The 25,886-nt window shown below is 53.7% G+C and carries 26 protein-coding genes and 1 tRNA gene; 21 read left to right on the top strand and 6 right to left on the bottom strand.

Annotated features, from left to right (window positions below; all coding sequences use genetic code 11):
* Positions 1–27 precede the first annotated feature (27 nt).
* From KGP16_RS03190 to KGP16_RS03180, 3 genes are all read right to left on the bottom strand, one after another.
* Complete coding sequence (locus KGP16_RS03190) at positions 28–711, bottom strand: response regulator transcription factor (RefSeq protein ID WP_223500818.1); 684 nt, start codon at positions 709–711, stop codon at positions 28–30.
* Between the two features lie 182 nt (positions 712–893).
* The gene (locus KGP16_RS03185) at positions 894–2,411 is read right to left on the bottom strand and encodes a sensor histidine kinase KdpD (protein WP_223500816.1); all 1,518 of its coding nucleotides are present in this window, start codon (positions 2,409–2,411) and stop codon (positions 894–896) included.
* Positions 2,412–2,422: 11 nt separating this feature from the next.
* Positions 2,423–3,754: a VWA domain-containing protein gene (locus KGP16_RS03180; protein ID WP_209524037.1), complete on the bottom strand. Its 1,332-nt coding sequence runs from the start codon at positions 3,752–3,754 to the stop codon at positions 2,423–2,425.
* 352 nt (positions 3,755–4,106) lie between these two features.
* Between KGP16_RS03180 and KGP16_RS03175 the strand changes: the two genes are divergently transcribed.
* The gene (locus tag KGP16_RS03175) at positions 4,107–4,751 is read left to right on the top strand and encodes an acyl-homoserine-lactone synthase (RefSeq protein ID WP_223500815.1); all 645 of its coding nucleotides are present in this window, start codon (positions 4,107–4,109) and stop codon (positions 4,749–4,751) included.
* Here the strand turns inward: KGP16_RS03175 and KGP16_RS03170 are convergent, their stop codons facing one another.
* Both KGP16_RS03170 and KGP16_RS03165 read right to left on the bottom strand, forming a co-directional pair.
* Positions 4,752–5,468, bottom strand: coding sequence for a LuxR family transcriptional regulator (locus KGP16_RS03170; protein ID WP_021179139.1), 717 nt, complete (start codon positions 5,466–5,468; stop codon positions 4,752–4,754).
* A 121-nt stretch (positions 5,469–5,589) separates the two neighbouring features.
* The gene (locus tag KGP16_RS03165) at positions 5,590–6,225 is read right to left on the bottom strand and encodes a carbonic anhydrase (protein WP_021179138.1); all 636 of its coding nucleotides are present in this window, start codon (positions 6,223–6,225) and stop codon (positions 5,590–5,592) included.
* 373 nt (positions 6,226–6,598) lie between these two features.
* Between KGP16_RS03165 and KGP16_RS03160 the strand changes: the two genes are divergently transcribed.
* Both KGP16_RS03160 and KGP16_RS03155 read left to right on the top strand, forming a co-directional pair.
* A complete protein-coding gene (locus tag KGP16_RS03160; protein WP_021807854.1) occupies positions 6,599–7,111 on the top strand; it encodes a helix-turn-helix domain-containing protein in 513 nt (170 codons plus the stop codon).
* Positions 7,112–7,113: 2 nt separating this feature from the next.
* Entirely contained in the window at positions 7,114–8,385 is a 1,272-nt protein-coding gene (locus KGP16_RS03155; protein ID WP_059199595.1) for a type II toxin-antitoxin system HipA family toxin, read from the top strand.
* A 248-nt stretch (positions 8,386–8,633) separates the two neighbouring features.
* On the opposite strand, the gene KGP16_RS03150 is transcribed toward KGP16_RS03155, so the two are convergent.
* A tRNA-Leu gene (locus tag KGP16_RS03150) sits at positions 8,634–8,718 on the bottom strand.
* Between the two features lie 532 nt (positions 8,719–9,250).
* Between KGP16_RS03150 and KGP16_RS03145 the strand changes: the two genes are divergently transcribed.
* The 18 genes from KGP16_RS03145 (at position 9,251) to KGP16_RS03060 (ending at position 25,880) form a co-directional block, all read left to right on the top strand.
* Positions 9,251–10,018 carry a DeoR/GlpR family DNA-binding transcription regulator gene (locus KGP16_RS03145; protein ID WP_021179134.1) on the top strand — a complete coding sequence of 256 codons (768 nt, stop codon included), beginning with the start codon at positions 9,251–9,253 and terminating at the stop codon, positions 10,016–10,018.
* 27 nt (positions 10,019–10,045) lie between these two features.
* On the top strand, positions 10,046–11,008 hold the full coding sequence (gene denD / locus KGP16_RS03140; RefSeq protein WP_223500814.1) for a D-erythronate dehydrogenase: 963 nt from the start codon (positions 10,046–10,048) through the stop codon (positions 11,006–11,008).
* On the top strand, positions 11,008–12,396 hold the full coding sequence (locus KGP16_RS03135) for a GntP family permease (protein ID WP_223501489.1): 1,389 nt from the start codon (positions 11,008–11,010) through the stop codon (positions 12,394–12,396). The genes denD and KGP16_RS03135 overlap by 1 nt, the downstream gene beginning before the upstream one ends.
* A 228-nt stretch (positions 12,397–12,624) precedes the next feature.
* Positions 12,625–13,191 carry a TetR/AcrR family transcriptional regulator gene (locus KGP16_RS03130; RefSeq protein ID WP_223500813.1) on the top strand — a complete coding sequence of 189 codons (567 nt, stop codon included), beginning with the start codon at positions 12,625–12,627 and terminating at the stop codon, positions 13,189–13,191.
* Positions 13,192–13,231: 40 nt separating this feature from the next.
* A complete protein-coding gene (locus KGP16_RS03125) occupies positions 13,232–14,026 on the top strand; it encodes a winged helix-turn-helix domain-containing protein (RefSeq protein ID WP_021807827.1) in 795 nt (264 codons plus the stop codon).
* 3 nt (positions 14,027–14,029) lie between these two features.
* Positions 14,030–14,551: a FidL-like protein gene (locus tag KGP16_RS03120; protein WP_223498806.1), complete on the top strand. Its 522-nt coding sequence runs from the start codon at positions 14,030–14,032 to the stop codon at positions 14,549–14,551.
* A gap of 576 nt (positions 14,552–15,127) precedes the next feature.
* Positions 15,128–15,406 (top strand): BMC domain-containing protein, encoded by a 279-nt coding sequence (locus tag KGP16_RS03115; RefSeq protein WP_004249182.1) that lies wholly within the window; start codon positions 15,128–15,130, stop codon positions 15,404–15,406.
* Positions 15,407–15,430: 24 nt separating this feature from the next.
* On the top strand, positions 15,431–15,715 hold the full coding sequence (locus KGP16_RS03110) for a BMC domain-containing protein (RefSeq protein WP_021807825.1): 285 nt from the start codon (positions 15,431–15,433) through the stop codon (positions 15,713–15,715).
* A gap of 14 nt (positions 15,716–15,729) precedes the next feature.
* Positions 15,730–16,008, top strand: a complete 279-nt coding sequence (locus KGP16_RS03105; protein WP_021179127.1) for a BMC domain-containing protein — start codon at positions 15,730–15,732, stop codon at positions 16,006–16,008.
* An 88-nt stretch (positions 16,009–16,096) separates the two neighbouring features.
* Entirely contained in the window at positions 16,097–17,713 is a 1,617-nt protein-coding gene (locus KGP16_RS03100; protein WP_209524039.1) for an acetaldehyde dehydrogenase (acetylating), read from the top strand.
* 22 nt (positions 17,714–17,735) lie between these two features.
* Complete coding sequence (locus KGP16_RS03095) at positions 17,736–17,993, top strand: EutN/CcmL family microcompartment protein (RefSeq protein ID WP_037376589.1); 258 nt, start codon at positions 17,736–17,738, stop codon at positions 17,991–17,993.
* Between the two features lie 18 nt (positions 17,994–18,011).
* Positions 18,012–19,166: a 1-propanol dehydrogenase PduQ gene (locus tag KGP16_RS03090; protein WP_223500812.1), complete on the top strand. Its 1,155-nt coding sequence runs from the start codon at positions 18,012–18,014 to the stop codon at positions 19,164–19,166.
* 70 nt (positions 19,167–19,236) lie between these two features.
* Positions 19,237–22,656, top strand: coding sequence for a choline trimethylamine-lyase (gene cutC / locus KGP16_RS03085; protein ID WP_223500810.1), 3,420 nt, complete (start codon positions 19,237–19,239; stop codon positions 22,654–22,656).
* A gap of 64 nt (positions 22,657–22,720) precedes the next feature.
* Positions 22,721–23,671 (top strand): choline TMA-lyase-activating enzyme, encoded by a 951-nt coding sequence (gene cutD, locus KGP16_RS03080; RefSeq protein ID WP_021807820.1) that lies wholly within the window; start codon positions 22,721–22,723, stop codon positions 23,669–23,671.
* Positions 23,672–23,681: 10 nt separating this feature from the next.
* Positions 23,682–24,116 carry a BMC domain-containing protein gene (locus tag KGP16_RS03075; RefSeq protein ID WP_223500809.1) on the top strand — a complete coding sequence of 145 codons (435 nt, stop codon included), beginning with the start codon at positions 23,682–23,684 and terminating at the stop codon, positions 24,114–24,116.
* A gap of 35 nt (positions 24,117–24,151) precedes the next feature.
* Positions 24,152–24,787, top strand: a complete 636-nt coding sequence (locus KGP16_RS03070) for a phosphate propanoyltransferase (protein ID WP_094982215.1) — start codon at positions 24,152–24,154, stop codon at positions 24,785–24,787.
* Between the two features lie 10 nt (positions 24,788–24,797).
* On the top strand, positions 24,798–25,466 hold the full coding sequence (locus KGP16_RS03065) for a hypothetical protein (protein ID WP_223500808.1): 669 nt from the start codon (positions 24,798–24,800) through the stop codon (positions 25,464–25,466).
* 54 nt (positions 25,467–25,520) lie between these two features.
* Positions 25,521–25,880, top strand: coding sequence for a multidrug efflux SMR transporter (locus KGP16_RS03060; RefSeq protein ID WP_223500807.1), 360 nt, complete (start codon positions 25,521–25,523; stop codon positions 25,878–25,880).
* Positions 25,881–25,886: the final 6 nt, after the last annotated feature.

Below are 25,886 nucleotides of genomic sequence, written 5' to 3'. Positions count from 1 at the left end.
TGGGCCGAACGTTATGTCGGCCCACCCTCACCCCAAATACCGATACCCCATCCCATACACGGTGCGGATCAGCAACGGACTATTCGCATCGAGCTCAATGGTCTTGCGCAGCTTGGAGATATGCTGATCCAGCGTGCGGCTGTTAGGCAGGAAATCATAGCCCCAGGCGGCATCGAACAGCATCTCGCGCGTGACGACCTTATTCTTGTGCTGATAGAGGCACTCCAGGATTTTCACCTCGCGCAGTGAAAGCTCCAACCTCGCCGTCTGGCGCAGAGCGCATAGCTCATTCGGGTACACGGTTAAATCACCAAAGCAAAAGCTGGCATCTGGCTGCGCGGTCTTGCTACGCAGGCAACGCCGGGCGATGGTCTTGATCCTGGCGCGGATCTCGTGAATGCCAAACGGCTTGCTGATGTAATCATCTGCTCCCAGCTCCAACCCGACCACCCGGTCGATCTCTTCATCCTTGGCAGATAGAAAGATAATCGGGATCTGCTCATCCTGTTTGCGGATCTCTCGGCATACCGCGTATCCATCCAGCTCCGGCATCATGATATCGAGGATGATAAAATCCGGTTTTTCCTGCTGATACATCTCCAACGCCACTTTGCCATTCTCTGCGGCGATCAGGGTGTAGCCCTCGCGGGAAAGCGCTTCGACCAATCCCTGGCGAATGTTCGTATCGTCTTCAACGACCAGTATTTTCATTACGACTTCCTGTAATTAATGCTATTAGCGGTGGCGATTACCGCCTGACGTGGGCGATATCATCAGCTACAGCGCTGTGTTTTCCCCTCACCCCAACCCTCTCCCCAAAAAGGAGAGGGAGCTAGAGCGCGGTTGTTGTCAGGTATAGAAGTCACTCTGCGGCACTTATCCAAAAACAGCGGCTACGGTGCTGTAATCAGGTTACGCGCCAGCCGCAAGGTGAAGCGCACCCCAGGCGACTGCTGAGCCACCAGGATCTCCCCGCCCAGGCTGTGCGCCAACTGCTGGGCAATCGTCAGGCCAATGCCGGTGCCTGATACGCCCTCGGTAATACCTGACTTCACCCGGTAAAAGGGCAGGAAAATCATCCTGAGCTCTTTCTCGGCGATACCGTCACCATAATCCCGCACGTGGATATCCACATTGTCCGCACTGCACTCCACCTGCACATCGACCTGTTTCCCGGCCGTGGCATACTTTTCCGCATTGCTCAGCAGGTTATTGATAATCTGCGTCAGGCGATCGATATCACTCTGCACCACCACGCTTTCGCATAATGAGAGGGAAATCGTCATCCCCTTGGCCTGATATGACGGAGTGAAAGTCTGAGTAATCTTCGCCAGCAGCGGGTTGAGGTCAATGGGCTGAATGTGCAGCTTCGGCTCGCGGGTAAAACTCAAAATGTTCTGGATCAGGCGCGATAGGCGCTGGCTCTCACCGATAATCACGTCCAGGTAACGCAGTCCTTCATTGTGCTGTTCATCCAGCTCTTCTTTCAGCAACTCTGCATACAGCGTGATATTAGTCAGCGGCGTTTTCAGCTCGTGGGACACCTGACTGACAAAACCCACCTGCTGGCGCGCCAGCCGTGCCGTCTGGGTGTATTCCCGGTAGAGGCGGAAAATGATCAAGCCCATGATGGCCAGCATTAGCAGGATAAACGCCCCGCCCCACAGGTAGACCGCCGTAGTACTGGCCGCTTTGCCGTAATAGCTCACCTGCCAGCCGGTAAGCGGATAAGGCAGGCTCTGTTCGGCCAACGGCTGCAGGTTTCCCAGCTCGATATAAGGATTGCTTTGGTACAGCAGGCGTCCGTTCTCTACCAGCACCAGCGTGTCTTTGCCAAAATCGAAGTTAACCGCATTGATCACGTCCGATAGCAGTTTGATATAAGGAACCCGAAATCCGATGGTCTCGCTGCCGATAGTGCGCCAGTAGATCAACAGCGGCTCCTGCACCTCGCCGGTGATATACCAGCCGGATTGTGGGATAGCCATTTCGCTTTTTACGTTTTGGCCATACAGCAAGGAAGGATCGTTCACCAGCGGTGTAATGGCCTGAACCCAGGCGAGTTCTTTTTGGCTCAGCGGGCCGTTTTCGTTGGGGTACAACAACCGATTTTTCTGCAGGACAAACACGCCATCAATGTCGTGATCCTTCTCGACCAGCTCCTTGAGCGCCTGTTCGTTGGGTTGAATGTAGTCGGTGATCGCGTCCAGCCGTGTCGCTTTCTGCCGCAGAATATCCATAACGCTGTCGCTGGCTTGCGTAACGCGCGTTTGTGCCATGGTCTGGTATTGGTAATGGCGTAGCAACACTTCGTGCTCAAGGGTGCGCACTCCCAGATAGGCGATCAGGCTGAAGACCGCCACGGTGATGATGATAAAAACCGTCAAACTTCTGGAAGTACGCTGGCTCATTAAGCTCCCTGCTACTGGTTCTTCTGGGTTTTGATGTTGTAGTTCTGTTCTTTCACGGCCTTACGGGTCGATTCCTTGCTGTCGCTCTCCATTTTACCCATCAGGTCTTTGTTCTTCTGCGCGCTGGCTTCGGCTTTTTGTCTGGCTGGCGCGGCGCTGACAGGCAAACTTTCCAAGGCTGCCGCGTTAGCGCTAAATACCTGTTTGGCTTCTTCCATTTTGCCTGCATCCATCAGCTCTACCGCGCGCTCATTTTCAATTGCCGCCTTCTGAATGGCCGAGTCCACCAGCACCTCATCAACCTGAGCGGCACTCACGTCCTTAGCGGATTGGCTATAACGCACCGCCACCTTCTCATTGAAGGTATCCACCTGTTTGGTGCTCAGGTTGGCGTAACGCACATTCACATCGGCCAGCGGTTTGCTCTGGGCGTTGCTGCCCTTGGCCGGGATCACTTCCAGCAGAACATATTTTTCCTGATTGGAATACAGCTGGTTCAGTTTCACGGTGACCGTATTACCGCTGATGCTGCCATCACGCCCCAACAGACGAACCGGCGTAACCTTATCGGCGGTTTTGATCACCACCACCACATCCTGCGCCACCACGGACATGGCGTCGTTAAACTCGTGGGCGAAGGTCTTTTCCAGATCGCTGGATTGCTCAACAAAGGCATGGTTGCCATCGCTATAGCCCGCAATGGTGGTCATCAGATCTTCGTTATAACCATCACCAATGCCGATGGTAGTGATGGCAATGCCTCTCTTGGCCGCCAGTTTGGCCAGCTCAGCCAGCTCGCTGTTGGAGGTTGGCCCAACGTTGGCCTGCCCGTCGGAAAGCAGAACAATGCGGTTAACCTGCTCTTTATCCAGATGCTTGCTCACCTGATCGATGCCCTTGCTCACCCCGGCAAACAGCGCCGTCATCCCACGCGGCTCAATACTTTTGTTAATTTTATTAATCAGTTCTTTGGTATCTTTGACCTTGGTAGCCGGGATCACCACCTCAACCCCCGAGTCATAGGCAACGACCGAAAGCGTGTCATTACCGTTGAGCATGTTAACAGCGGCGATCGCCGCCTTTCTGGCGTTTTCGATACGATCGCCACTCATTGAGGTGGAGCGGTCGATGACCAACGCCAGATTAATCGGGCTGCGTTTTTCCTGCGGCAGCGGATAGCCCACCAACGAGATTTTCAGGTAGTTTTTATCTTGGGTATTTTCCAACACCACTGGCGAGGCAACTTCAGACTTTACGACGACCTTGGGGGCAGCCGGAGCGGCACTGGCACTCCATGGCAACACCGACAGGGTGAATAACGCAAAAATACATTTCAGATCCATGGTGAAGCTCCTTGTCAAAAGAATCGAATCCATTCTTGCCCGTCTCGGCCAGCGAGTTGTCTGTTATCTGTATAAAGTTGTAAAAAATGGGTAAAAGTTACCGTTGCTGCGTTCGCGATGCTTGCCGCTCCCTCGGGTCCGCACGTGCTAAGAAACATATCACTTTTAAGCCCAGAGTGTCGCCTAAAACGCCCCACCCAACACCGGCTAAAAACCCGTTTATTCCTATAATAAGGTTAGCGTAAATCTATTAAAAAGCATTATCATTCCTTTGTACCGGCATGCTCTTAATGAAACTTCACTGATGTTACCGGATGAACTTATCTCTATATATTCATTCACAGGTGACATTATGTTTAATATTTACAGCGTTAACTATGCTTCAATGAGCAATGAGAAATCTGAAGATCTCTTTATGTTAAGAAAAAATACCTTTAAAGACAGACTGCAATGGGCTGTCGACTGCTCTGACGGCAAGGAGGTCGATCAGTTTGATAATGACAAGACCAATTATATTTTCGGCGTGGAGAACGGCATGATTATATGCGGAACCAGGATGATAGACATGAAATACCAAAATATGTTGAACAGTACATTCTCCTCATTCTTTAACAATGTCAACATTCCAGAAGGCAACTACATTGAATCCACGCGTTTCTTCGTGGATAAAGAAAGAACCCACTCGCTGTTAGGCCGTAAGTTTCCTGTCACTATGGCTTTGTTTCTCTCACTGATTAACTACGCGCGGCAACATCACTATGATGGCATTCTTGCCGTCGCCAGCCATCCGATGATGCACATCATCAGAACCTCCGGCTGGAATGTCACCGTGTTGGAAACCGGTATTTCCGAGAAAGATGAGCCGGTCTATCTATTGCTCGGCCATGTCGACTCTGAGAGCCAGAGGAAGCTAAAAGCCAAGATATTCAGCAAGTACAGCACAGCGGACGAAACCAGGCTGAACGACTGGCCGCTGGCGGCTGAGCCTTCTTTGTAATCAACTAACCGGTTTAATCAGTTGAAGTTCCACACCTAGACGTATTGCATGCCGGGCATTTGCGACTCCAAGCTTTTTGACGATGTTGGACATATGAAACTTGACCGTACGCGTAGTGATCCCCAGGATCATCCCCGTTTCCTGATAGGTTTTGCCCACGCTGGCCCAGTAGAGGATTTCGTTTTCCCGTTCGGTAAATTGGGCGCTTTTTTCCGAGCGAGAGGCGTTTTTTTCTGACAGCGAATTCAGGGTTAGATATATCTCATGCACTGACGCCAGTAAAACAGAGATGTCACCTTTATTCTTGATCAGCGTTTGGGTTAATTCCGCTCTGGTTTCAGGGGCAAGAATAAAAGATAACGTGACCAGGTTATTATTATAATCATGCAATACAAACGTATAGCCGTTATTCAGCCCAAATTTCCTGGCCCGCTCGAAGAGTTCGGAAAAATGAAACCCTCCCCCCGTCATCAGATTTTCATCCCATGAAAAAGGCGTTAGGCGGTTCAGCGCAGTGATCACCACCGGATCGGTATACTGTAAACCGTTGGCTTTATAATGCTCTACCCACTCACCAGGATAGTTGGTTACCCCAAAGATGCAGGACATATCTTTTTTCGATAACACCACATATGCCCAGATAAATTCCCCGAGATCGTTTAATGTCGCTTCGAGGTGCGTTTTTATAATGTTACTGATATGTTCTTCGTTTTCCATTAACGACCTACCCCCGATTGCTTAAATAATTTCCACCTGGCGAATATAGCAGATAAGGACGCCAGGCAGAAGGCTCCTGGTTTTCTGCCCAGGAGCGGTCCCACTCATAGTCAAGCATCTGTTATTCGAAGTACACCTCGGGGTTATCCGCCAGCGAAATGAAATTCTTGGTATTTTTATCCAGCGTGCGGATCTCGCCACTTTCGATGTCGTACACCCAGCCGTGCAGGCGTAGTGCGTTGTCGCGCAGCCCAACGGCAACGGACGGGTGAGTCTTAATATTATTTAGCTGGGCTATCACGTTCTCTTCAACCATAGCGTTAACTTTGTCGATTTCGCTATTCCAGGTTTTCTTCTCTACCACCGCTTTGGCCGCGTCCGCATAGTGTAGCCAGTGAGCAACAGCAGGCATCGGGTCAAGGCACTGGCAAGAAGCGATAGCCTTCATGGCGCCGCAGTTCGAGTGGCCGCAAATCACGATATCAGTAACGCCTAGCGCCACAACCGCGTATTCGATGGTCGCCGACACCCCACCCGGCTCCGGGCCAAAGGAAGGGACGATGTTGCCTGCGTTACGGATAACGAAAAGCTGCCCCGGATCTTGCTGGGTTACCAGCTCGGGTACCAGGCGGCTGTCAGAACACGAAATAAAAAGCGCTTTAGGATTCTGGCTGGAGGCAAGGCTGCGAAAGAGCTCCTTACGCTGCGGGAAAATCTCTTTCTGGAAACTGAGGAAACCTTCAATAATATGTTGCATAGCACACTCTCTAGATCTGTAGTCTCGATAGTATGATAATCCTTGCTGGCTAAGCTGGAAAGCGGGCCAAACCTTAAGCTAGACGCCCCAGAGGTTCAGCGGGGTGCTTTTAGTACGAGTTGACTATCTGCAAGGAACATAAGAGCCCAGGTAACACAGACGTTGCATAAATGGACGATGCAGATACGGGGCAGTGAATACGTACAAATCCCCTTCCCTCCTTCGAAGCAGTTTCAAAAGTGCTAATATTCTGGCGTTTTAAACCATTTTTAGTAAAAATATTAGTATCACACGTCATCCCCTTGCTGCTTCATGTCGAAATTATGCTAATATTATGGCGTAATCTGTACTAAAAAGATAAAATATTGACATCATGGCGAAAAAAACAGCACCATTACTTCCTACAACTAACCAATTGCTGACTGATTTTGGTGAGCGGCTGAAACTTGCGCGTCTTCGGCGCAAACTAACGGCCAAACAGGTGGCAGAACGGGCAGGTATGTCGCCAATGACACTGCGTTCGCTTGAGGCAGGGGGAGCAGGCGTTACTATAGGTGCATATTTATCTGTCATGCAGGTGTTAGGGCTTGAAAACGATCTGAATCAGTTGGCCGCCGAAGATCAACTAGGTCGCCAACTTCAGGATTCCCGGCTGATAAAGAACGACATCGTTTTCACTTCCAAGGCAAAACCAAGTAAAGCCCCGGCAGACAAAAAACCGCGCCCTGAGGTTGCCTACAGGTACGAAAGATCAGACAAACAGGCAGCTGCAACAACAAAAGCTGGCTCCGTAGCAAACAATACGGCCCGCAAAACGACAGGCACAACGTCGGCCGATCTGGTTGCTCTGCTAAAACCATTGAAGAAGTCAATCAAAGGGAGCTAACGATGGCGATGATTGGGGTATATGCAGACTGGGATGGAATGCACGGGCCAAAGCGAGTTGGCTTCCTGCATAGCCGACAAACTCGTACGCGAGAGTTATTTGAATTTCAGTATGACCCTCTAGCATTGGCCGATCCCGACCTCAATCGTTTGCAACTTGATCCAGAAATTCTTTTATTCGAAGGTGCCCAGTACCCCACTCACCCACGGGATAAATTCGGCATATTTGGCGACTCCAGTCCCGATCGCTGGGGCCGAATACTGATGAAGCGTCGCCTTGAACGGGATATTCGTGCCGGCATCCAAACTGAAGGAACCAGGCTATACGAATCAAATTATCTCTTGGGTGTACATGATCTTTATCGAGTAGGGGCCCTACGCTACAAGCTTAATGATGAAGGTGAATTTCTTGATAACCGAGCTGACGAAGCGGCTCCTCCCTTTACCGAAATTCACGCTTTAGAAAGGGCAAGCCGCGCACTAGAAGATGATCCAGACAATACATCCCTACAGGGTCAGGAATGGCTGCGGATGCTCATTGCTCCGGGTGGTTCTCTAGGTGGCGCAAGGCCCAAAGCAAGTGTCGTGGACAAGCATGGCCATCTCTATATCGCAAAATTTCCCAGCACCAAAGATGATTACGATGTTGGCGGCTGGGAGATGGTGGCCAATGCTCTCGCCGTGGGTTGTGGGCTGAACGTCGCAACAGCTGAAGCGCATAAATATGCCAGCGATTACCACTGCTTTATGGTCCGTCGGTTCGACCGTACAGGATCCGGCCAGCGCCTTCATTTTGCTTCTGCCATGACAATGACCAGACATCAAGATGGTGATGATGCCTCTACAGGTGTCAGTTATCTTGAACTTGCAGACGTCCTGATAAGACATGGCGCACAAACAAAAACCGACCTGCAAGAACTCTGGTCAAGGATTGTTTTCAATATTCTTGTCTCTAACACCGATGATCACCTACGCAATCATGGTTTCATTTTGGTCCCTGGTAAAGGCTGGCGGCTTTCTGAAGCCTACGATATGAACCCCGTTCCTTGGTCTGACGGCCTAAAGCTTAATATCACCGAAGCAGATAATGCACTAGATCTCGAACTGGCACGTGAAGTCGCTGAATATTTCCGTTTGAGCTTGACGCAGGCCGATGAAATTATTGAAAACTTTATGGGGATCGTGGCTCAATGGAGGACAATTGCTGATGGTTTGGGACTATCTCTTCGGGAGCAGGAAAGAATGTCTGAAGCATTTAGAGTTGCGAATGGATAACCCTAGCAAACATACGACACCTAGCCTACTGTTCTACTAGAGTACTGAGCACTGGTTAGCAATGAAATCACTGAGTTTTTCCGTTCAATCAATCCGGTGGCAAAGCAAATTGCAGACGTTCGTACGTAAACCCCAAGTTGATGTTGATTGAATCAGGTTGTCTGAAAAACCTCAAGAAGCCTTGCGAATACTGAATTTCAGGCACAAAAAAAGCCGCTCGAAGGCGACTTGATTTGCGTACTGACTAATGGTGCCGAAGGCCGGACTCGAACCGGCACGTATCTCTACGGTTGATTTTGAATCAACTGCGTCTACCGATTTCGCCACTTCGGCACTGAAGTAGTATGCGGAAAACGTGGGCATTATACCTTCCCACTTGCCTCGCGCAACACTTATCAAGCATTCAACGAGTTGAATGTTGAAAAAAACGTCACCCGTCGATTTTTTCGGCTTACTCTGCTTATTTATTACCCTGAGCTTACCCAGTCAACGCGGCTAGAAGGTGTTGGAACAGTGGTGCAGGGCTCAAGCTATTAACGGGCGCAGCATGCAGCGCTCCTACGTTTTGCACCCGTTGAAGTTTGTCAGCATGCTGTCCGAGCCCGGCAATCCCCTCACCACCATCCTGCACTTTTTTGTTACACCTCACACTTTTCATCACAACCTTCTGTGACTCCCATTTTCGAGAAATAAAATCACAAAATATTGAATATAAATAATTTTATACCAATAAACGCGACAACTCCTCACCCACCCTTCTGTGACAACCCTCGTTTATTTGTTAAATCCAATGATTGAATATTAATAACATAACAAAAAATAACAGCCACCCAGCGGCACCATCGCTACCGACCAGGAGTTGAGCATGATCCCATCGGAACGCCGCGATTTTATCTATCGCTATGTACATGAGTATCAGTTGGTCACCATCGTGGCCCTGGCCGAGTTGATGAGCGTTTCACATATGACCGTCAGGCGCGACATCCATCAACTGGAAGAAGAAGGCAAGGTGATCAGCGTCAGTGGCGGTGTGCGCCTGAGTGACGCGCTACGCCAGGAGCTGGCCTACAAAGAGAAGGCCCAACTGCATCACCGGCAGAAGCGAGCAATCGGCAAATATGCCGCCGGGTTGGTCGAAGATGGCCAAGTGGTCTATCTGGACGCGGGCACAACCAGCTTCGAGATCGCCCGCCAGCTGGCCGAACGCTTCAACCTGACCGTAGTCACCAACGATTTTTCCATTATCCAGCACCTGATGAATCGCCCCCAGCTCAACCTGTTTCACACCGGTGGGCGGGTCGATCAGCGCAACTATTCCTGCGTCGGCAGCTGCGCCGCCATGCTATTGCGCACCTTGAATATTGACGTGGCCTTTATCAGCACCAGCTCCTGGGATTTAGAACATGGCCTATCTACCCCGCACGAAGAGAAAGTGCTGGTGAAACAGGCGCTGCTAGACGTGGCCCGGCGCAAGGTACTGGTCTCCGACAGCAGTAAATACGGCAAGTACGGCATGTTTCGCGTCTGCCCACTGACGGCGCTCGACGACATCATCTGCGATGCCGCCCTGCCGCCAGAAACGCAGCAACAACTCCAAGAGCGTGGCGTGCGGCTGCACAGCATCAACCTCTGATAACACCCCCTACAAAGGAATATAACCATGAAGGTCATCATTACTGGCGGCGCAGGTTTTTTGGGTCAACGCTTGGCAGCCGCGCTGCTGCAAGACAATACGCTACCTTTTGACGAACTGGTGCTGGCAGATATCCAACAACCTTACGCCCCGCTAGCCGATCCGCGAGTTCGCTGCCTGGCGCTCGATCTCACTCAACCCGATGCCGCCGATCGGCTGATCGACAACGATTGCAGCGTGCTCTATCACCTGGCCGCCATCGTCAGCAGCCATGCGGAAAGCGACTTCGATCTCGGGATGCAGGTGAACTTTGACGCCACTCGCCAACTGTTGGAAGCCGCCCGCCGCAATGCCCCGGCAATGAAGTTTATCTTCACCAGCTCGCTGGCGGTGTTTGGCGGCCAGCTTCCGGCCACCGTCACCGATGAGTGCGCCGTGCAGCCACAATCCTCCTACGGTGCACAAAAGGCTCTGTGTGAACTGTTGATCAATGATTACGCCCGCAAAGGATTTGTCGATGCGCGGGTGCTGCGTCTGCCCACCATCAGCGTGCGCCCCGGCAAGCCGAATAAGGCAGCGTCCTCCTTTGCCAGCGGCATCATCCGTGAACCATTGCACGGGGAGCCTTCGGTATGCCCGGTCTCCCCAGAGTTGACGCTATGGCTGTCCAGCCCTGGCACCGTGGTACGCAACTTTATCCATGCCGCCACGTTGCCTGCCGTGCAGTTCGGCACCTCACGCATCGTCAACCTGCCCGGCATCAGCGTCACAGTAGAGCAGATGCTAGCCGCACTGGAAGAGGTGGCCGGTGAGCAGGCTCGCGCCAAGGTGAACTTTGTGCCGGACGAAGCCATCAATCGCATTGTCGCCAGTTGGCCGGGCAACTTCGATATACAACGTGCATTGGCGTTGGGGTTCCGTGCCGATGAAAACTTCCAGCAGATCATCCGCGCCTTTATGCGTGATGAGATGCCACAGGCCGGGAGCTGATTATGGCACTTTATACTCCCATCATTGGTTTGGCGGTGGCCGTGTTCGTACTGGTGTGGCTGGTATTACGCACGCGGGTTCATGCATTGATCGCCATGCTGGCAGCAGCCTCTATCGCCGGACTCAGCGGCGGGCTGAGCGCCATGCAGACGGTAGATACCATCTCCAAAGGGTTTGGCAGCACGCTCGGCAGTATCGGGATTGTTATTGGCCTGGGGGTGATGATGGGCCGCGTGCTGGAGGTTTCCGGCGCGGCGGAGCAGATCGCCTTCAGCTTTATCAAGTGGCTGGGTAAAAAACGCGAAGAGTGGGCGTTGGCGATCACCGGCTATATCGTCAGCATCCCGATTTTTGTCGATTCGGCCTTCGTCATCCTTTATCCGCTGGTCAAGGCGCTGGCCAAGAAGGGCAAACGCAATCTTCTGACACTCGGCGTAGCCTTGGCGGGTGGCCTGATCATTACCCATCACGCAGTGCCCCCAACACCGGGTCCATTAGGGGTGGCGGGGATCTTCGGCGTGGATATCGGCGCCATGATGCTGGCCGGGCTGGTGTTAGCCATTCCCTGCGTGATCGGCATTGTGATCTATGCGCGCTGGCTCGGCACCTATTACCCGGATTTTACACCGGAAAACCAGGAAGATGAGCCGGACGACCTACGGGCCGCCCACCAACGCTATCTGGCTGAGAAAGAAGCCAAGGTGCTGCCGAGCTTAGCGCTATCGCTGCTGCCAATCATCGCCCCCATCGTGCTGATCTTTATCAATGCGGTGAACACTATGCTGGCCAAGGCTGAAGGAATGTCCTGGCTGGGGGAAAGCCTGTGGGGACAAGCCTTTGCCTTCCTCGGCGCACCGGTGATTGCGTTGGCCATCAGCGTCCTGCTGGCGGTTTACACCCTGATGCCCAAGGTCGACAAGCACGAGACGCTGGAGCGGCTGGAGGAAGGCTTGCAGGCCGCTGGGATTATCTTGCTGGTGACCGGTGCCGGTGGCGCGCTAGGGGCGGTATTACGTGAAAGTGGCACCGGCACCTTGCTGGCTCAGCACGTCGCCAATCTGCCACTGTCTCCGGTGTTAATCCCCTTCTTTATCGCTACGCTGGTGCGCTTGATACAGGGGTCGGGCACCGTTGCCATGATCACCGCAGCGTCTATCTCAGCTCCTATTGTTAGCCAGTTGCCCGGCGTCAATATGCTCGCTGCCGCGCAGGCCGCCACCATGGGCGCACTGTTCTTCAGCTACTTTAACGACAGCATGTTCTGGGTCGTCAACCGGATGATGGGGATTAAGGACGTGAAGCAGCAGATGATGGTCTGGTCAGTGCCCACTACTATAGCGTGGGCGATCAGCCTGGTCGGTGTCCTGATACTGGATTGGTTGTTGTAAACGCCCCTCTCCCTGGCCCTCTCCCACAAGGAGAGGGAACCGCACGTGCCATAAATTAACTTCCACGCCTATTCCCCGCCTCGATTAAGCTAGTAAAAGCTTTCCTAATTGATTGATAAATAAAATAGTTTGACCTACTTAGCATTATTCAAGATTGGTCTGACCTTTAGGGGAAGCAGATTGACCTCGATCAAAAATGACATACCGGCTGGTCGGTATGATCGCCGCATGAATACCCACGTGCATCGCAAAAAAGACCCGGAACGGCTGCAAGAGCAGCTGCTGGAAGCCGCTAGTATCATCGCAGCCAAAGATGGGATTGCCGCGCTGTCGTTAAACGCCGTCGCCAAACAGGCTGGGGTCAGCAAGGGCGGGCTGCTACACCACTTTCCCGGCAGGCAGGAGCTAATCCACGCGCTGTTTATTCGCCTGCTGGCCGTGATGGATCGCGGCATTATGGCGCTAATGGCCGAGGACGATAACCCACACGGGCGCTTCTCCCGGGCCTATCTGATGTACCTGGCAGGCATCAGTGAAAGCGACACCAGCCGTCAATTGGCCCTGCTGTCGCTGGCCATGCCGCATGAAATGGTGTTGCGTAAATGCTGGCGGGACTGGGTGCTGCAACATCTGGCCAACGCCGATGAACTGGATCGCAGCTACGTAGGTAACTTGGTGCGCTATGGTGCAGACGGCCTATGGCTTTCTGAACTCACGGAAGGAGTCACTATGACGCCGGAAGAGCGGCTTGCATTGGTGACGAGGCTGGCGGCAATGACCTTCGAGGAGCTTTAACCTCCGCGGTTCGCGGGCAGCCAATCACCCAGGGGCGATAATGAAATACAAAATTAATGCCTTTCTTATTTATGACGCCACCGAAGGCTCGCTAAAGCTGGACGACGGCGGCAAGTCAGATAGCCAGCTCACCATCACTGCCAACGCCCTGCTGTTCTTCATGATCCAGCATCCTGGCGTGATCAGCCGCGATACGGTGATGCAGCGAGTGTGGGACGACAACGGGCTGATGTCCTCCAACAGCAACCTGAATCAGTACCTGAGCATCCTGCGTAAAGCCTTCCGCCGTTATGGCATTGAGAACGTGATCGTCACCGTGGCCAGGGGCCGGCTAGAAATCAACCCAGAGCTGACGATCGAGGTGATCGATGATTCCTTGGTGCATCCGGTGATACATGCCAGCGAACATCAATCCTCTGCCGAGATGGCTCCAGAACCAACGCCGGTAGCGGCGGTCATCACCAGCAACGATCGCTACTGGGGTTATGCCGGGGCGATGATATCGCTGTTGGCCATCGCGCTGATCGGCTGGTCGTGGAGTAACAACGGCAGCCTGACCCCTCTCACCTTCACCCCCGTCGCGCAGGACCCCATTGAGGTGTTATCCACCGACACCATGATAAATCCAAGAATGCGCGACAATTACCTGAAAAACTTTATTGCCGTCAAAGAAAAAAAGAACATCAAGTATGATAAAGACGAACGTTTTCTGTTCTTTTATGGTGATAAGCTGCAATCCAACGGTTTAGGCCGGACGTTTCTCGCACACTGTGCCAAACATCAAGATAATACATTCAGCTACTGCGATAACTATTTTTATTATTCATGGAAATAAATTATGAAAACAATCGGCTGGGGGAGAAGGCTGTTTGCCGTCTCTATCATATTGCTACTGGTCTCACTATTTATCACCGTTAAGCAGAATGTTATCCGGCGCGATGATATTTTAAACTGCTCAACCAAAGCCATTATGCATTTTGAAGACACCGTCACTGAATCCGTTAACGTCAATATTCACTTTAACTTTAATGCCAAAGGTAAAGGTTCGATCGTGGTGGAAGGATATTCAGACTCCGAGGTAGGCTGGCTTTATTTGCAACGCTACGTACAGTTTGATTATACCAGCAAGCGCGTTTCCCCCGGCGCCCGCTATTATCAGATCAACCGCTGGGTTTCCAGCAAGTCCTCTATCGATCAATCACCCGACGTGATCTTCGATTACTTTATGCGGGAAATGTCAGACAGCCACGACGGCCTGCAATTGGCAATGGGGAAAATCAATGCCGACACCGTGCTGCTCAGTTCGATCAACTCCCCATTGTTTATCTGCGCGTTAAAACCCGGCAGCCAGTTAGAGTAACGCCCGTTCCCCAGCAAAGCTGTTCCCCCTTGTCATAAGCCTCTGGCCTGCCTCTCATTACCCCAAAAACCCCCCTGATAGTCATAATGCCTACCGGTTATTCGACGATCGCTATTTCCCCCACCCCCAATCCTCTCCCCAAAAAGGAGAGGGAGCTAGTACGGTGATATCAGTAACAACGGCGGTCAATATGTAGCACGTGAAGCTACTCAAATAGCCACGGCAAAAACCTGCGCTACTCCACAGTCTGCAAGCCCCTCCGCTACCTAAAAAACCCATTTGAATACCATAGATTTAACATTCTTTTCCGCCCTTAAGTGAATGCCAAAACCCGCCATTTCTTGCCAGGGAGCAGAACTATTCTCGGGCTGATTATCAGAGCAAAAAGATAAACAGGGGATAAATAGAGGCTTATTATTAGAACAAAAAACTAAATAGATATCGATTAATGAATTTATATTTTGAATAACCACCGGAGGGGTATAGTGCCCTTAGCCGTCGGAAACCTTGATCCCCTCATGGCCGAACGGCACAGCAGATGACAACTCATAAACCGGCTTTGTGGAGGAAACAACAATGGGTGATGCATTAGGCTTAATCGAAACCAAAGGGTTGGTGGCCTGTATTGAAGCGGCGGATGCCATGTGCAAGGCGGCCAACGTCGAACTGATCGGCTATGAAAACGTCGGTTCCGGCCTGGTCACCGCCATGGTGAAAGGTGACGTCGGTGCGGTAAAAGCCGCCGTCGATTCCGGCGTGGAATCCGCACAACGCGTGGGTGAAGTAGTGACTTCACTGGTTATCGCCCGCCCACACAACGACATCAACAAAATCGTGATTAAGCACAAAGCGTAAACAGCGCATCAAGGAGAACGGATCATGGGTGACGCATTAGGATTGATTGAAACCAAAGGGCTGGTGGCCTGTATTGAAGCCGCCGATGCGATGTGCAAAGCGGCCAACGTGGAGCTGATCGGCTATGAGAACGTCGGTTCCGGCCTGGTTACCGCGATGGTGAAAGGCGACGTGGGCGCGGTCAAGGCGGCGGTGGATTCCGGTATCGAATCGGCCAAACGCGTGGGTGAAGTGGTTACCTCACTGGTCATTGCCCGCCCGCATAACGATATCCAGAAAATCATCTCGCAGTACAAAATCACCGAATAACAAGGAATTCACTGATGAAAGATGCACTCGGATTGATCGAAACCAAAGGGTTGGTGCCTGCCATCGAAGCCGCCGATGCCATGTGTAAGGCCGCCAATATTGAACTGATTGGCTATGAAAACGTCGGCTCCGGCCTGGTCACCGTGATGGTGAAAGGCGACGTGGGTGCCGTTAACGCAGCGGTGGAATCCGGTATTGAAGCTGCCAGCCGAATTGGCGAAGTGATTTCATCCCGGGTTATTGCACGCCCACATAATGATATTGAGAAAATTGCCTCACAGCATAAGGCGTAATTCAGCCTGATCACCGGCGGTGGCAGATAAGTACTCTACCCGATTGCAGCAAGTAAAAAATTAAACTCCTATTCAGGGGAATAGACTAATGACCACATTAGATCCGGATTTACAATCCATTCAGCAGGCTCGCACGCTGATTAAAAATGCCAAACAGGCACAATTGCTGTTTGCCAAATATTCACAGGAAAAGATCGACGGCATTATTAAACATATTGCCAGCGAAGCGGCCAGGCATGCCGAAGAATTGGCGAAGATGGCCCATGAAGAAACCGGCTTCGGCAATTGGCAAGACAAGGTGTTAAAAAACATTTTCGCCTCTGAAAAAGTTTTTGAGCATATTAAGGATTTAAAAACCGTCGGTATTATTCGTGACGACCAGCAGAATAAAGTGATGGACGTGGGCGTCCCGTTAGGGGTTATTACTGCCCTGGTGCCGTCCACCAACCCAACCTCAACTATTTTCTATAAAACGCTGATCGCGCTGAAGGCCGGGAACGCCATTATTTTCTCCCCGCACCCTAATGCGCGCCAGTGCAGCCAGCGGGCGATTGAAATCGTCAAGCAGGCTGCGCTTCAGGCCGGTGCCCCAGCAGGTATCGTTGACGGCCTGACCCAGCTGACGCTGGAAGCCACCAAAGCTCTGATGCACAGCAAAGACGTCGCGCTGATCCTGGCTACTGGCGGCGAAGGCATGGTTCGTGCGGCCTATAGCTCCGGCACGCCAACCATCAGCGGTGGCCCAGGCAACGGCCCGGCGTTTATCGAACGCAGCGCCAATATCCAGCAGGCGGTGAAAGACATCATCACCAGCAAGACCTTCGATAATGGCGTGATCTGCGCCTCTGAGCAGTCGATCATCGTGGAAAAGTGCATCTATCAGGATGTACACCGCGAGTTGCTGGCTCAGGGCTGCTACTTCATGAACGACGATGAATCTGCCCGCCTGGCCAATATCCTGTTACGCCCGAACGGCATGATTAATCCTGAAGTGGTGGGCAAAACCGCCATCTACCTCAGCGAACGCGCCGGGTTCTGCGTACCTGCGACCACCAGAGTACTGATTTCATTGCAAAACAGCGTCTCGCGTAAAAACCCTTACGCCCGTGAAAAACTCTGCCCGGTGCTGGGGCTGTACATCGAAGAAGACTGGATGAGCGCCTGTGACCGCGTGGTGGAGTTGCTCACCAACGAAGGCCTGGGGCATACGCTGGTCATCCACACCCAGAACCAGCAGGTGATCCGCGAGTTTGCGCTGCAAAAACCGGTGCACCGCATCCTGATCAATACGCCCGCCGCGCTTGGAGGCATTGGCGCAACCACGAATCTTATACCTGCGTTAACGCTCGGTTGCGGTGCCGTCGGTGGCGGCTCCAGCTCGGACAACGTCGGCCCGATGAACCTGCTGAACGTACGTAAAGTCGGCTATGGCGTTCGTAGCATCGAGGATCTGCGCCAACCACAACCCGCAGCTCAGCCGTGCAGCGCGCCAATCAACCATAGCACCAGCATCTTCGACGATAACCGCTTTGCAGCTCCAACGGCGGCGGTAACCCCGCAGGCCGCACCAGCACCGCTGTATGCCCAGGGCGACGATCGTTTCGGGGCGGTCACCCGCGCAGTGGTTAACGCCGCAGCCAATGACATCACCGAAGAAAACGTCGAACGGATCATTACTGAAGTGCTTGGACGCCTGTCCCGGTAACACATCAAACAAGGGTGAAAACATGCTCCTCGCAAAGGTAACCGGCCATGTGGTGGCCACACAGAAAAGTGACGAACTACGCGGCAGTAACCTGCTACTGGTCACGGCGCTGGGTGACGACCTGGAAGCCATCAAAGATCGCACCTACGTTGCCGTCGATAGCGTCGGTGCCGGTGAAAACGATCTGGTGTTGGTGGAAGAGTATTTCGCACTGAGTAAAGACCGCTACAAGGCCATGTCGATCGTTGCCATTGTCGAGAAGGTTCACCGGGAGCGTTAAGAGTAAGAGGAAGTAGGCATGAATGAGTTTCTGATTAAGCCAAAAATCCATTTCGGTGAGGATGCGCTGCTCGCGCTGAGCAGCTTGCCTGGACGCTCGGCGTTTTTGGTCACCGATCAGGCGATGGTGAAGTTTGGCTTGGCCGAGCGGGTGACCAGCCTGCTCCAACAGCAACAGATCCGCTGCCGTCAGTATGACGAGGTGGCCTCAGACCCGGATATTTCCGCCATCGTCAGCGGCATGAAGCTGATGGATGACGACTACCCGGATCTGGTGATTGCCTTGGGCGGCGGCTCGGTCATCGATGCCGCCAAGGCGGTGATGTATGCGCTGTGGCATTGCCGTAAAGACAGCGGCCGTAGCAAGCCTTGTTTTGTCGCCATCCCCACCACCAGCGGCACCGGTTCCGAAGTCACCAGCTTCTCGGTGATCAAGTCCCGCAGCCAAAAGCTGGTGTTGGTGGACGAGTTCATGCTGCCCGACATCGCCATCCTCGATCCTCAGCTAGTGAAGTCGGTGCCGGCCAGTATTACCGCCGATACCGGGATGGATGTGCTGTGCCACGCCCTGGAGGCCTATGTCTCCCGCAAGGCCAGCGACTTCAGCGATGCGATGGCCGAAAAAGTGGTGCAGATGGTATTCGGCCACCTGCTGACCTGCTACCAACAGGGCAGCAATCTGCCTGCACGGGAAAAAATGCATAACGCTTCATGCATGGCTGGAATGGCATTCACCAACGCATCGTTGGGCATTACCCACAGCCTGGCGCACGCCCTCGGCGGCATGTTTGGTATACCGCATGGCCGAGCCAATGCGCTGCTGATGACCTCGGTGGTCGCCTTCAATGCCGACGTTGACGGCAACTGCGATACCCCGGCCGCGCACAAATATGCCGCTCTGGCGCGCCTGTTGGGGCTGCCAAGCACCTCGGTACGCGATGGCGTCAATAGCCTGCTGGTGGCGATCGAAACGCTGAAACTGGAAATGCAGCTACCGGCCAATCTGCAAGCCGCAGGGGTGGAGGAACACCGCTTCCAGGTTTGCCTTGGCGAACTGGCCACGCAGGCGTTGCACGACAGCTGCACGCCAACCAACCCGCGCGACGTTAACGCGGCAGATTTGGAGAAACTGTACCGCCTCGCCTACAGCGGCGGCCCGGTACAGCTTCAATAACGCACTCATTACAGTCAACGGATTTTGCCAATTTGTGTGAAAGCCGCAGGACATCAGGAGAGATTTGAACATGGCCCATTATTCACTGACGCCACGCGTAAAACTGCTGGCAGAAAGACTCTTATCCCAAAACAGCACCATCAGCACCGAACGTGCCGCCATTCTGGAAACGCTGGGTGGCGATGTGGCCGGCATGCCGCAGTTGGTCAAGAATGCCAAGCTGTTCAATGAGCTGGTCAAGCAACTGCCCGGCTACATCGGCCCCGATGAGCTGATCATCGGCAGCCAATCCTCCACCCCGCGCGCCGCCGTGTTCCACAGCGAAAGCGAACTGCGCAGTCCTTCGGCCTTCACCGCCTTTGGCCAGACCTCACCGGACTATCTGGCGGTGATCACCAAAGGGCTGTTCGCCATCGAGGCCGAAATGGAAGACCGTGCCAGAAGCATCGGCAGCGCCGTCAGCCGTTCCGGGCTGGACGAGGTCAACCAATGCCGCGCCATGATCTACGCCTGCAATGCGGCGATGCATCTGGCGCAGAAACTGGCCAGCAAGGCCGAAAACATGGCGGCGGTAGAAAACCATCCGTACCGCAAGGCGGAGCTGCAGGAAGCGGCTGCCATGCTGAAAAAAGTCCCGGCTTACGGGGCCAGCAGCTTTAAAGAGGCTTGCCAGTCGTTCTACTTCTTCCAGTTGGCGCTGCATCTGGAAAACGGCAGCTACGCGGTTTATCCAGGCGGCTTCGACAAGCTGCTGTACAGCTTCTATCAGCAAGACGTCACCCGTGGCGTGCTGACGCCGGAGCAGGCTTATGAAATCGTCGAGTGCCTATGGCTGAAGCTGTGCGAGCTTTCCGAAGTGCGCGCACCACGTGAGCTGGATGGCTACCCGATGTTTGACGCCATGCTGCACGGCGTGCGCCTCGACGATCCGGCATTGGTGATCAACGATCTGTCCGCTATGTTGCTGGCAGCCCGCAGCAATCTGATGACGCTCAACAACAACCTGCAGGTAAAACTGTTTGCTGGCCAGGCAGGTGCTCGCCCGCAGTACACTGCGCCATCGGCCCCGTTCGTGGCGGCCTCCGCGCAAGACGTGGCAACGCACAAACTGATGGAAGGGCTGACGCCGCGCCTGCAACGCCTGCGTGACAACTACCTCGATGCTCGCCCTAGCGTCTCTATCTATCGCGCCATCACCTTTACCGAGATGGCAAAAAACAACCCGGGTCTGCCAACCATTCTGCTGCGCGCCAAGTCTTTCCGTGCCGCCTGTGAAACCGCGCCGATCCTGATCCAGCAAGATGAGCTGATCGTCGGCCATCCGTGCGGCAAACCGCGTGCCGGGGCGTTCTCACCGGATATCGCCTGGCGCTGGGTGCGTGACGAACTGGACACCATGGGCACCCGTCCGCAGGATCCATTTATTATCTCCGAGGCCGACAAGAAGACGATCCGTGAAGAGATCGTGCCATTCTGGGAAGGCCGTTCGCTCGATGAGATCTGTGAAGCACAGTACCGCGAAGCGGGCGTTTGGGCCTTCAGCGGCGAAACCTTTGTCAGCGATCTTTCCTACCACCAGATTAACGGCGGCGGCGACACCTGCCCAGGCTACGACATCCTGCTGTTCACCAAAGGGATGAACGGCATCAAGGCCGATGCCCAGCAGCACCTCGCGGCGCTGAGCATGGAAAACCCGGCGGATATCGACAAGATCTACTTCTACAAAGCGGCCATTGAGACCTGTGACGGCGTGGTGGCCTACGCCAAGCGCATCGCCGACAAGGCCCGTGAACTGGCAGCAGTAGAGCAAGACCCGGCACGCCGTGCCGAGCTGCTGACCATCGCAGAAACCAACGAGAACGTCCCAGCCAACCCACCGAAGACCCTGCAAGAAGCGCTGCAAAGCATCTGGACGGTGGAGTCGCTGTTTGAAGTGGAAGAGAATCAGACCGGGCTGTCGCTGGGCCGTCTGGATCAGTATTGCTACCCGATGTATCAGGCCGATATCGCCTCTGGCCGCCTGACGCAGGAACAGGCGCTGGAACTGTTGCAGGCCTTCATCATCAAGTGTGCCGAACTGATGTGGATGTCCAGCGAACTGGGCGCCAAGTACTTCGCCGGTTACCAGCCGTTTATCAACCTGACCATCGGCGGGCAGAAACGCAGCGGCGGCGATGCCTGTAACGACCTGACCTATCTGATCATGGACGCCGTACGCTTTGTCAAAGTGTACCAGCCGTCGCTGGCCTGCCGTATCCATAACCAGTCACCGCAGAAGTACATGGAGAAGATCGTCGACGTGGTGAAAGCGGGTATGGGCTTCCCGGCCTGCCACTTTGATGATTCGCACATCAAGATGATGCTGCGCAAGGGCTTCGACTTTGAAGACGCGCGCGACTATTGCCTGATGGGTTGTGTAGAGCCGCAAAAATCCGGCCGCATCTATCAGTGGACCTCCACCGGCTATACCCAATGGCCGATTGCCATCGAGTTCGTGCTCAACCGTGGCCGCATGGTGCTGTTCGACAGCTATCAAGGCTTGGATACCGGTGAGCTGAGCACCCTGAAAACCTACGAAGAGTTCGACAATGCGGTGAAGGCGCAGATCGCGCACATCGTCAAACTGTCGGCTATCGGTACCGTCATCAGCCAGCGTGTGCACCGCGACGTGGCGCCCAAACCGCTGATGTCGCTGTTGGTGGAAGGCTGTATGGAACAGGGTAAAGACGTGGCCGCCGGTGGCGCGGTGATCAACCACGGCCCAGGGCTGATCTTCTCCGGTCTGGCGACCTATGTCGACTCCATGGCCGCGATCCGCAAGCTGGTGTATCAGGATGGCAAATACACCCTGGAGCAGATCCGTGACGCGCTGCTGGCCAACTTTGAAGGCTTTGAACAGCTGCGCCGCGACTGTCTGAATGCGCCGAAGTACGGCAATGACGATGACACGGTCGATCAGTACGCGCTGGACATCACCGAGTGGACCGAGCGCGAGTGCCGCAAGTACAAGATGCTCTACTCCACGCTGAGCCACGGCACCCTGTCGATTTCCAACAACACGCCGATCGGTGAACTGACCGCCGCAACGCCAAACGGGCGCCTGGCCTGGATGCCGCTCTCCGACGGGATCAGCCCGACGCAGGGTGCGGACAAGCAGGGCCCAACCGCCATCATCAAGTCCGTCAGCAAGATGAACGTGGAAACCATGAACATCGGCATGGTGCACAACTTCAAGTTCCTCAAAGGGCTGCTCGATACCCCGGAAGGCAAGAACGGGCTGATCACCCTGCTGCGTACCGCGTCCATTCTGGGCAACGGCCAGATGCAGTTCAGCTACGTGGATAACGAAGTGCTGAAACAGGCGCAGGTGGAACCAGAAAAATATCGCGACCTGATCGTCCGCGTAGCCGGTTACAGCGCCTACTTCGTCGAGCTATGCAAAGAAGTTCAGGACGAGATCATAAGCCGTACGGTCATTGAGAAGTTCTGACCTTAGCCTTGGATAAGACAGGGACGTCTTATCCCATCAGCCTTCGAAGAAAGGGGAAAATAGTATGGATAACACGCTGGAGAAAAAGGGCCGGATATTCAATATCCAGAAATACTCGATCTATGACGGAGACGGTATTCGCACCCTGATTTTTTTCAAAGGTTGTAACATCCTCTGCGCCTGGTGCGCCAACCCCGAGGGGCTCACCAGCAATTTCCAGGTGATGTATTCACATGATTTGTGCGTTGACTGTGGGCAATGTGTTGATGTCTGCCCGGTGGGGATCCATTCCCAGCGCCAAAACGCACAAGGCGATCTCAAGCACCACCTCGATCGCAATATAGACTGCATCGGTTGCCGCAAATGCGAAGAAGTCTGCATCTCCGGCGCGCTGGACATCATGGGCAAGGACGTCACGGTGCAGGAGTTGATGGATATCATCCTGCAGGACGTCGATTTCTATCATGCCTCTGGCGGTGGCGTCACCCTGGGCGGTGGCGAACTGAGCCTGCAAACCGACTTTGCAGCCGCGCTGCTGACCGAATGCAAAAAACAGATGATCAACACCGCCATCGAAACCAATGGCACCACCACTTTAGCCAATTATGAAAAGCTGGCGACCTGCACCGATATGTTCCTGTTCGATATCAAGCATATCGATAGCGCACGGCATAAAGCGTTGTTTGGCGTCGGCAACGAGGGCGTAAAAAGAAACCTGGAGCGCCTGGTGGAACTGGGCAGCCATATCGTGGTGCGCATGCCTTTGGTACGCGGCTATAACGATTCTTACGATGCCATCACCGGTGCCATTGACTATGTCATGGCCCTGGCACGCAAAGGCAATATCAGCCGCATCGACGTTTTACCTTATCACCAACTGGGTAAAAACAAATACCAGCGGCTCGACATGATCTATCCGGTCAAAGACGACCCAAGCTACAGCAATGAAGAACTGGACCAACTGGCGGCTTTTTTCCAGCGCTTTGACTTTGATATCCGCCTGGTAAGGCACTAAGGAGATGGAGATGAACTTAAGCCTGGGAGTGATTGAAACCTATGGCCTGACCGCCGCGATCCACGCGGCCGATGCAGCCTGTAAATCCGCTGCGGTAACGGTGCTGGGATACAAGAAGATTGGTTCCGGCCTGGTTAGCGTGTTCTTTGCCGGGGAAATCAGCGCGGTGAAAACCGCCATCGACAACGGTGTGGCAGTGATCAAACAACCGGCGTTTATCAAAGGCCAGTTGGTGATTGCCCGCCCGGAAAAACAGGTTATCGCGCTGCTGACAGGGCTGAAAGGCAAGGAGCTTACGCCGCCAGCGGCCAAAGTACAGCAAGAAACGCCTGCGCCAGTAGCAGAAGTGGCCGCCCCGCAGGCAGAGGCCGCAGCGCCGGTAGTCGAAGCCCCTGTTGCCGACAACAAACCCGCACGCACCGGCGGCAAGAAAGAGTCTAAATAACCGTACAGCTTCTGAGATCGGGTAGGAATAACAGTATGTTTAATGAGTCGTTACTGGAAAGGATCCGCCATAACCTGGCAGAGAACTATGCTTCTCCCACCGGCATCGCCATCCCGGTTGGGGTCTCTAACCGGCATGTCCATCTGTCGCAGCAGGATATTGAAAAGCTGTTTGGTGCGGGCTATCGGCTAACGCCATGCAAAGAGCTACGCCAGCCTGGGCAGTTCGCCGCGAAAGAGTGCGTGATGATCGTCGGCCCAAAAGGCTCGCTCTCCAAGGTGCGGGTGCTGGGGCCTGCGCGCGAATGTACTCAGTTGGAAATCTCCAAGGCGGACTGCTTTACCCTGGGGCTGAAGGCTCCGGTACGCGAATCCGGCAATCTGAACGCCTCCGGTGACGCCATGCTGGCTGGCCCGGCGGGCTACGTTTCGCTGCATTCACAGGTGATTTGTGCCCAGCGCCATATCCATATGAACCCGCAGGATGCCGCCAGGTTGGGCGTGCAGAACGGGCAGAAGGTGCGGGTGAAAGCGGCAGGCGTGCGTGGGCTGATCTTTGACGAAGTCATCGTGCGGATCAAAGCCAGTTTTGCTCTGGAACTGCACATTGATACCGATGAAGCCAACGCCGCCGGGCTGGCTTCCGGTGACAACGTGGTTATCGTTCCCTAAGGCGGCAAATATGATGCAGCGTGAAATCATCGATAAGTTGGTCAGTGAAGTGCTCTCACGGATGCGGCCACGGGCGTTGGTGTTGTTAACCGCAGCGGATGGTTACCACGAAATTATCCGCGCGCGCTTGCAGCACTGCCAGGCGTTCTCGCCGGTGCTCCTGTTTAGCGATAATGCCCGGCAGTTTCACGCAGAAACAGATTGGAGCCAACTAGGGCCAATCACTTCGCTGGCGGAAATCAGTCAAACCGGCGCGCTGGATAATATTGCGCGAGTATTAATCCCTTTTCTCGATTTCGCGACGGCGGCAGAAGTGGCCAACGGTTTATTGCAGTCTGAGGCTGCGCGGTTTATTCATCTGGCCCGGATGAGCGGTAGGCCAATTATGGCACTGGATTATAACTGCAACCCGAACAGCGAATTAAATCAGCTGAAAGGCCTGAGCCGCGCAGGGGAAAACGCCCCTCAGGCAGATTATCTGCCAAAGCTGGCGGTACAGGGCATTGAGATCTGTACGTTGGATCGGATGCTATCGGCCCAGCCCGCAGCCACGGAGCCTTTGGCAGCGCCGCCACAAGCCTACGTAACGCTTAGCGAACTCAAGCGGCTCAATGGTCGTTCACCACCGGGAGCCAAGCTGACCGATTTGGCATTGGAATATAGCCGAGGGAAAAAATAACCAAGCTTCAAAATTTCACTTTATATCAATAATTATTAATCAGGAGCGAACTCTATGTCTACCAAGGCAAAAGCATGGGTATGGATGTTATTGGTCATCTTCTCCGAGACCTCGGCCACCTCAACCTTAAAAATGTTTGATAACAGCGAAGGTACCACCAAGACGTTATTACTCGGCTTGATCGTCGTGTTGTACTGCGTTTGTTATTACTCGTTATCCAACGCGGTGAAATACATTCCTGTCGGCCTGGCTTACGCCACCTGGTCAGGCACCGGGATTCTACTGGTCTCAAGCCTGGGCATGCTGTTTTACGGCCAGCACCCTGATATGCCAGCCATTATCGGCATGATCGTGATTGCCAGCGGCATCGTGATCATGAACCTCTTTTCCAAAATGGGCTCCACCGAAGAATAAGGGTAT

It is taken from the genome of Serratia sp. JSRIV006, assembly GCF_019968685.1.
Taxonomy (GTDB): Bacteria; Pseudomonadota; Gammaproteobacteria; order Enterobacterales; family Enterobacteriaceae; genus Chania; species Chania fonticola_B.
This window is presented reverse-complemented; position numbering and strand designations above follow the sequence as displayed.

Excerpts from the sequence above, each read along its gene's own strand:
- KGP16_RS03105 (WP_021179127.1), top strand. The coding sequence starts at position 15,730 with ATGAAAGATGCACTCGGATTGATCGAAACCAAAGGGTTGGTGCCTGCC.
- cutD (WP_021807820.1), top strand. The coding sequence starts at position 22,721 with ATGGATAACACGCTGGAGAAAAAGGGCCGGATATTCAATATCCAGAAA.
- KGP16_RS03160 (WP_021807854.1), top strand. The coding sequence starts at position 6,599 with ATGGCGAAAAAAACAGCACCATTACTTCCTACAACTAACCAATTGCTG.
- KGP16_RS03070 (WP_094982215.1), top strand. The coding sequence starts at position 24,152 with ATGTTTAATGAGTCGTTACTGGAAAGGATCCGCCATAACCTGGCAGAG.
- KGP16_RS03155 (WP_059199595.1), top strand. The coding sequence starts at position 7,114 with ATGGCGATGATTGGGGTATATGCAGACTGGGATGGAATGCACGGGCCA.
- KGP16_RS03180 (WP_209524037.1), bottom strand. The coding sequence starts at position 3,754 with ATGGATCTGAAATGTATTTTTGCGTTATTCACCCTGTCGGTGTTGCCA.
- KGP16_RS03120 (WP_223498806.1), top strand. The coding sequence starts at position 14,030 with ATGAAAACAATCGGCTGGGGGAGAAGGCTGTTTGCCGTCTCTATCATA.
- KGP16_RS03165 (WP_021179138.1), bottom strand. The coding sequence starts at position 6,225 with ATGCAACATATTATTGAAGGTTTCCTCAGTTTCCAGAAAGAGATTTTC.
- denD (WP_223500814.1), top strand. The coding sequence starts at position 10,046 with ATGAAGGTCATCATTACTGGCGGCGCAGGTTTTTTGGGTCAACGCTTG.
- KGP16_RS03090 (WP_223500812.1), top strand. The coding sequence starts at position 18,012 with ATGAATGAGTTTCTGATTAAGCCAAAAATCCATTTCGGTGAGGATGCG.
- KGP16_RS03190 (WP_223500818.1), bottom strand. The coding sequence starts at position 711 with ATGAAAATACTGGTCGTTGAAGACGATACGAACATTCGCCAGGGATTG.
- KGP16_RS03175 (WP_223500815.1), top strand. The coding sequence starts at position 4,107 with ATGTTTAATATTTACAGCGTTAACTATGCTTCAATGAGCAATGAGAAA.
- KGP16_RS03060 (WP_223500807.1), top strand. The coding sequence starts at position 25,521 with ATGTCTACCAAGGCAAAAGCATGGGTATGGATGTTATTGGTCATCTTC.
- KGP16_RS03110 (WP_021807825.1), top strand. The coding sequence starts at position 15,431 with ATGGGTGACGCATTAGGATTGATTGAAACCAAAGGGCTGGTGGCCTGT.
- KGP16_RS03115 (WP_004249182.1), top strand. The coding sequence starts at position 15,128 with ATGGGTGATGCATTAGGCTTAATCGAAACCAAAGGGTTGGTGGCCTGT.
- KGP16_RS03185 (WP_223500816.1), bottom strand. The coding sequence starts at position 2,411 with ATGAGCCAGCGTACTTCCAGAAGTTTGACGGTTTTTATCATCATCACC.
- KGP16_RS03065 (WP_223500808.1), top strand. The coding sequence starts at position 24,798 with ATGATGCAGCGTGAAATCATCGATAAGTTGGTCAGTGAAGTGCTCTCA.
- cutC (WP_223500810.1), top strand. The coding sequence starts at position 19,237 with ATGGCCCATTATTCACTGACGCCACGCGTAAAACTGCTGGCAGAAAGA.
- KGP16_RS03170 (WP_021179139.1), bottom strand. The coding sequence starts at position 5,468 with ATGGAAAACGAAGAACATATCAGTAACATTATAAAAACGCACCTCGAA.
- KGP16_RS03125 (WP_021807827.1), top strand. The coding sequence starts at position 13,232 with ATGAAATACAAAATTAATGCCTTTCTTATTTATGACGCCACCGAAGGC.
- KGP16_RS03075 (WP_223500809.1), top strand. The coding sequence starts at position 23,682 with ATGAACTTAAGCCTGGGAGTGATTGAAACCTATGGCCTGACCGCCGCG.
- KGP16_RS03130 (WP_223500813.1), top strand. The coding sequence starts at position 12,625 with ATGAATACCCACGTGCATCGCAAAAAAGACCCGGAACGGCTGCAAGAG.
- KGP16_RS03100 (WP_209524039.1), top strand. The coding sequence starts at position 16,097 with ATGACCACATTAGATCCGGATTTACAATCCATTCAGCAGGCTCGCACG.
- KGP16_RS03095 (WP_037376589.1), top strand. The coding sequence starts at position 17,736 with ATGCTCCTCGCAAAGGTAACCGGCCATGTGGTGGCCACACAGAAAAGT.
- KGP16_RS03145 (WP_021179134.1), top strand. The coding sequence starts at position 9,251 with ATGATCCCATCGGAACGCCGCGATTTTATCTATCGCTATGTACATGAG.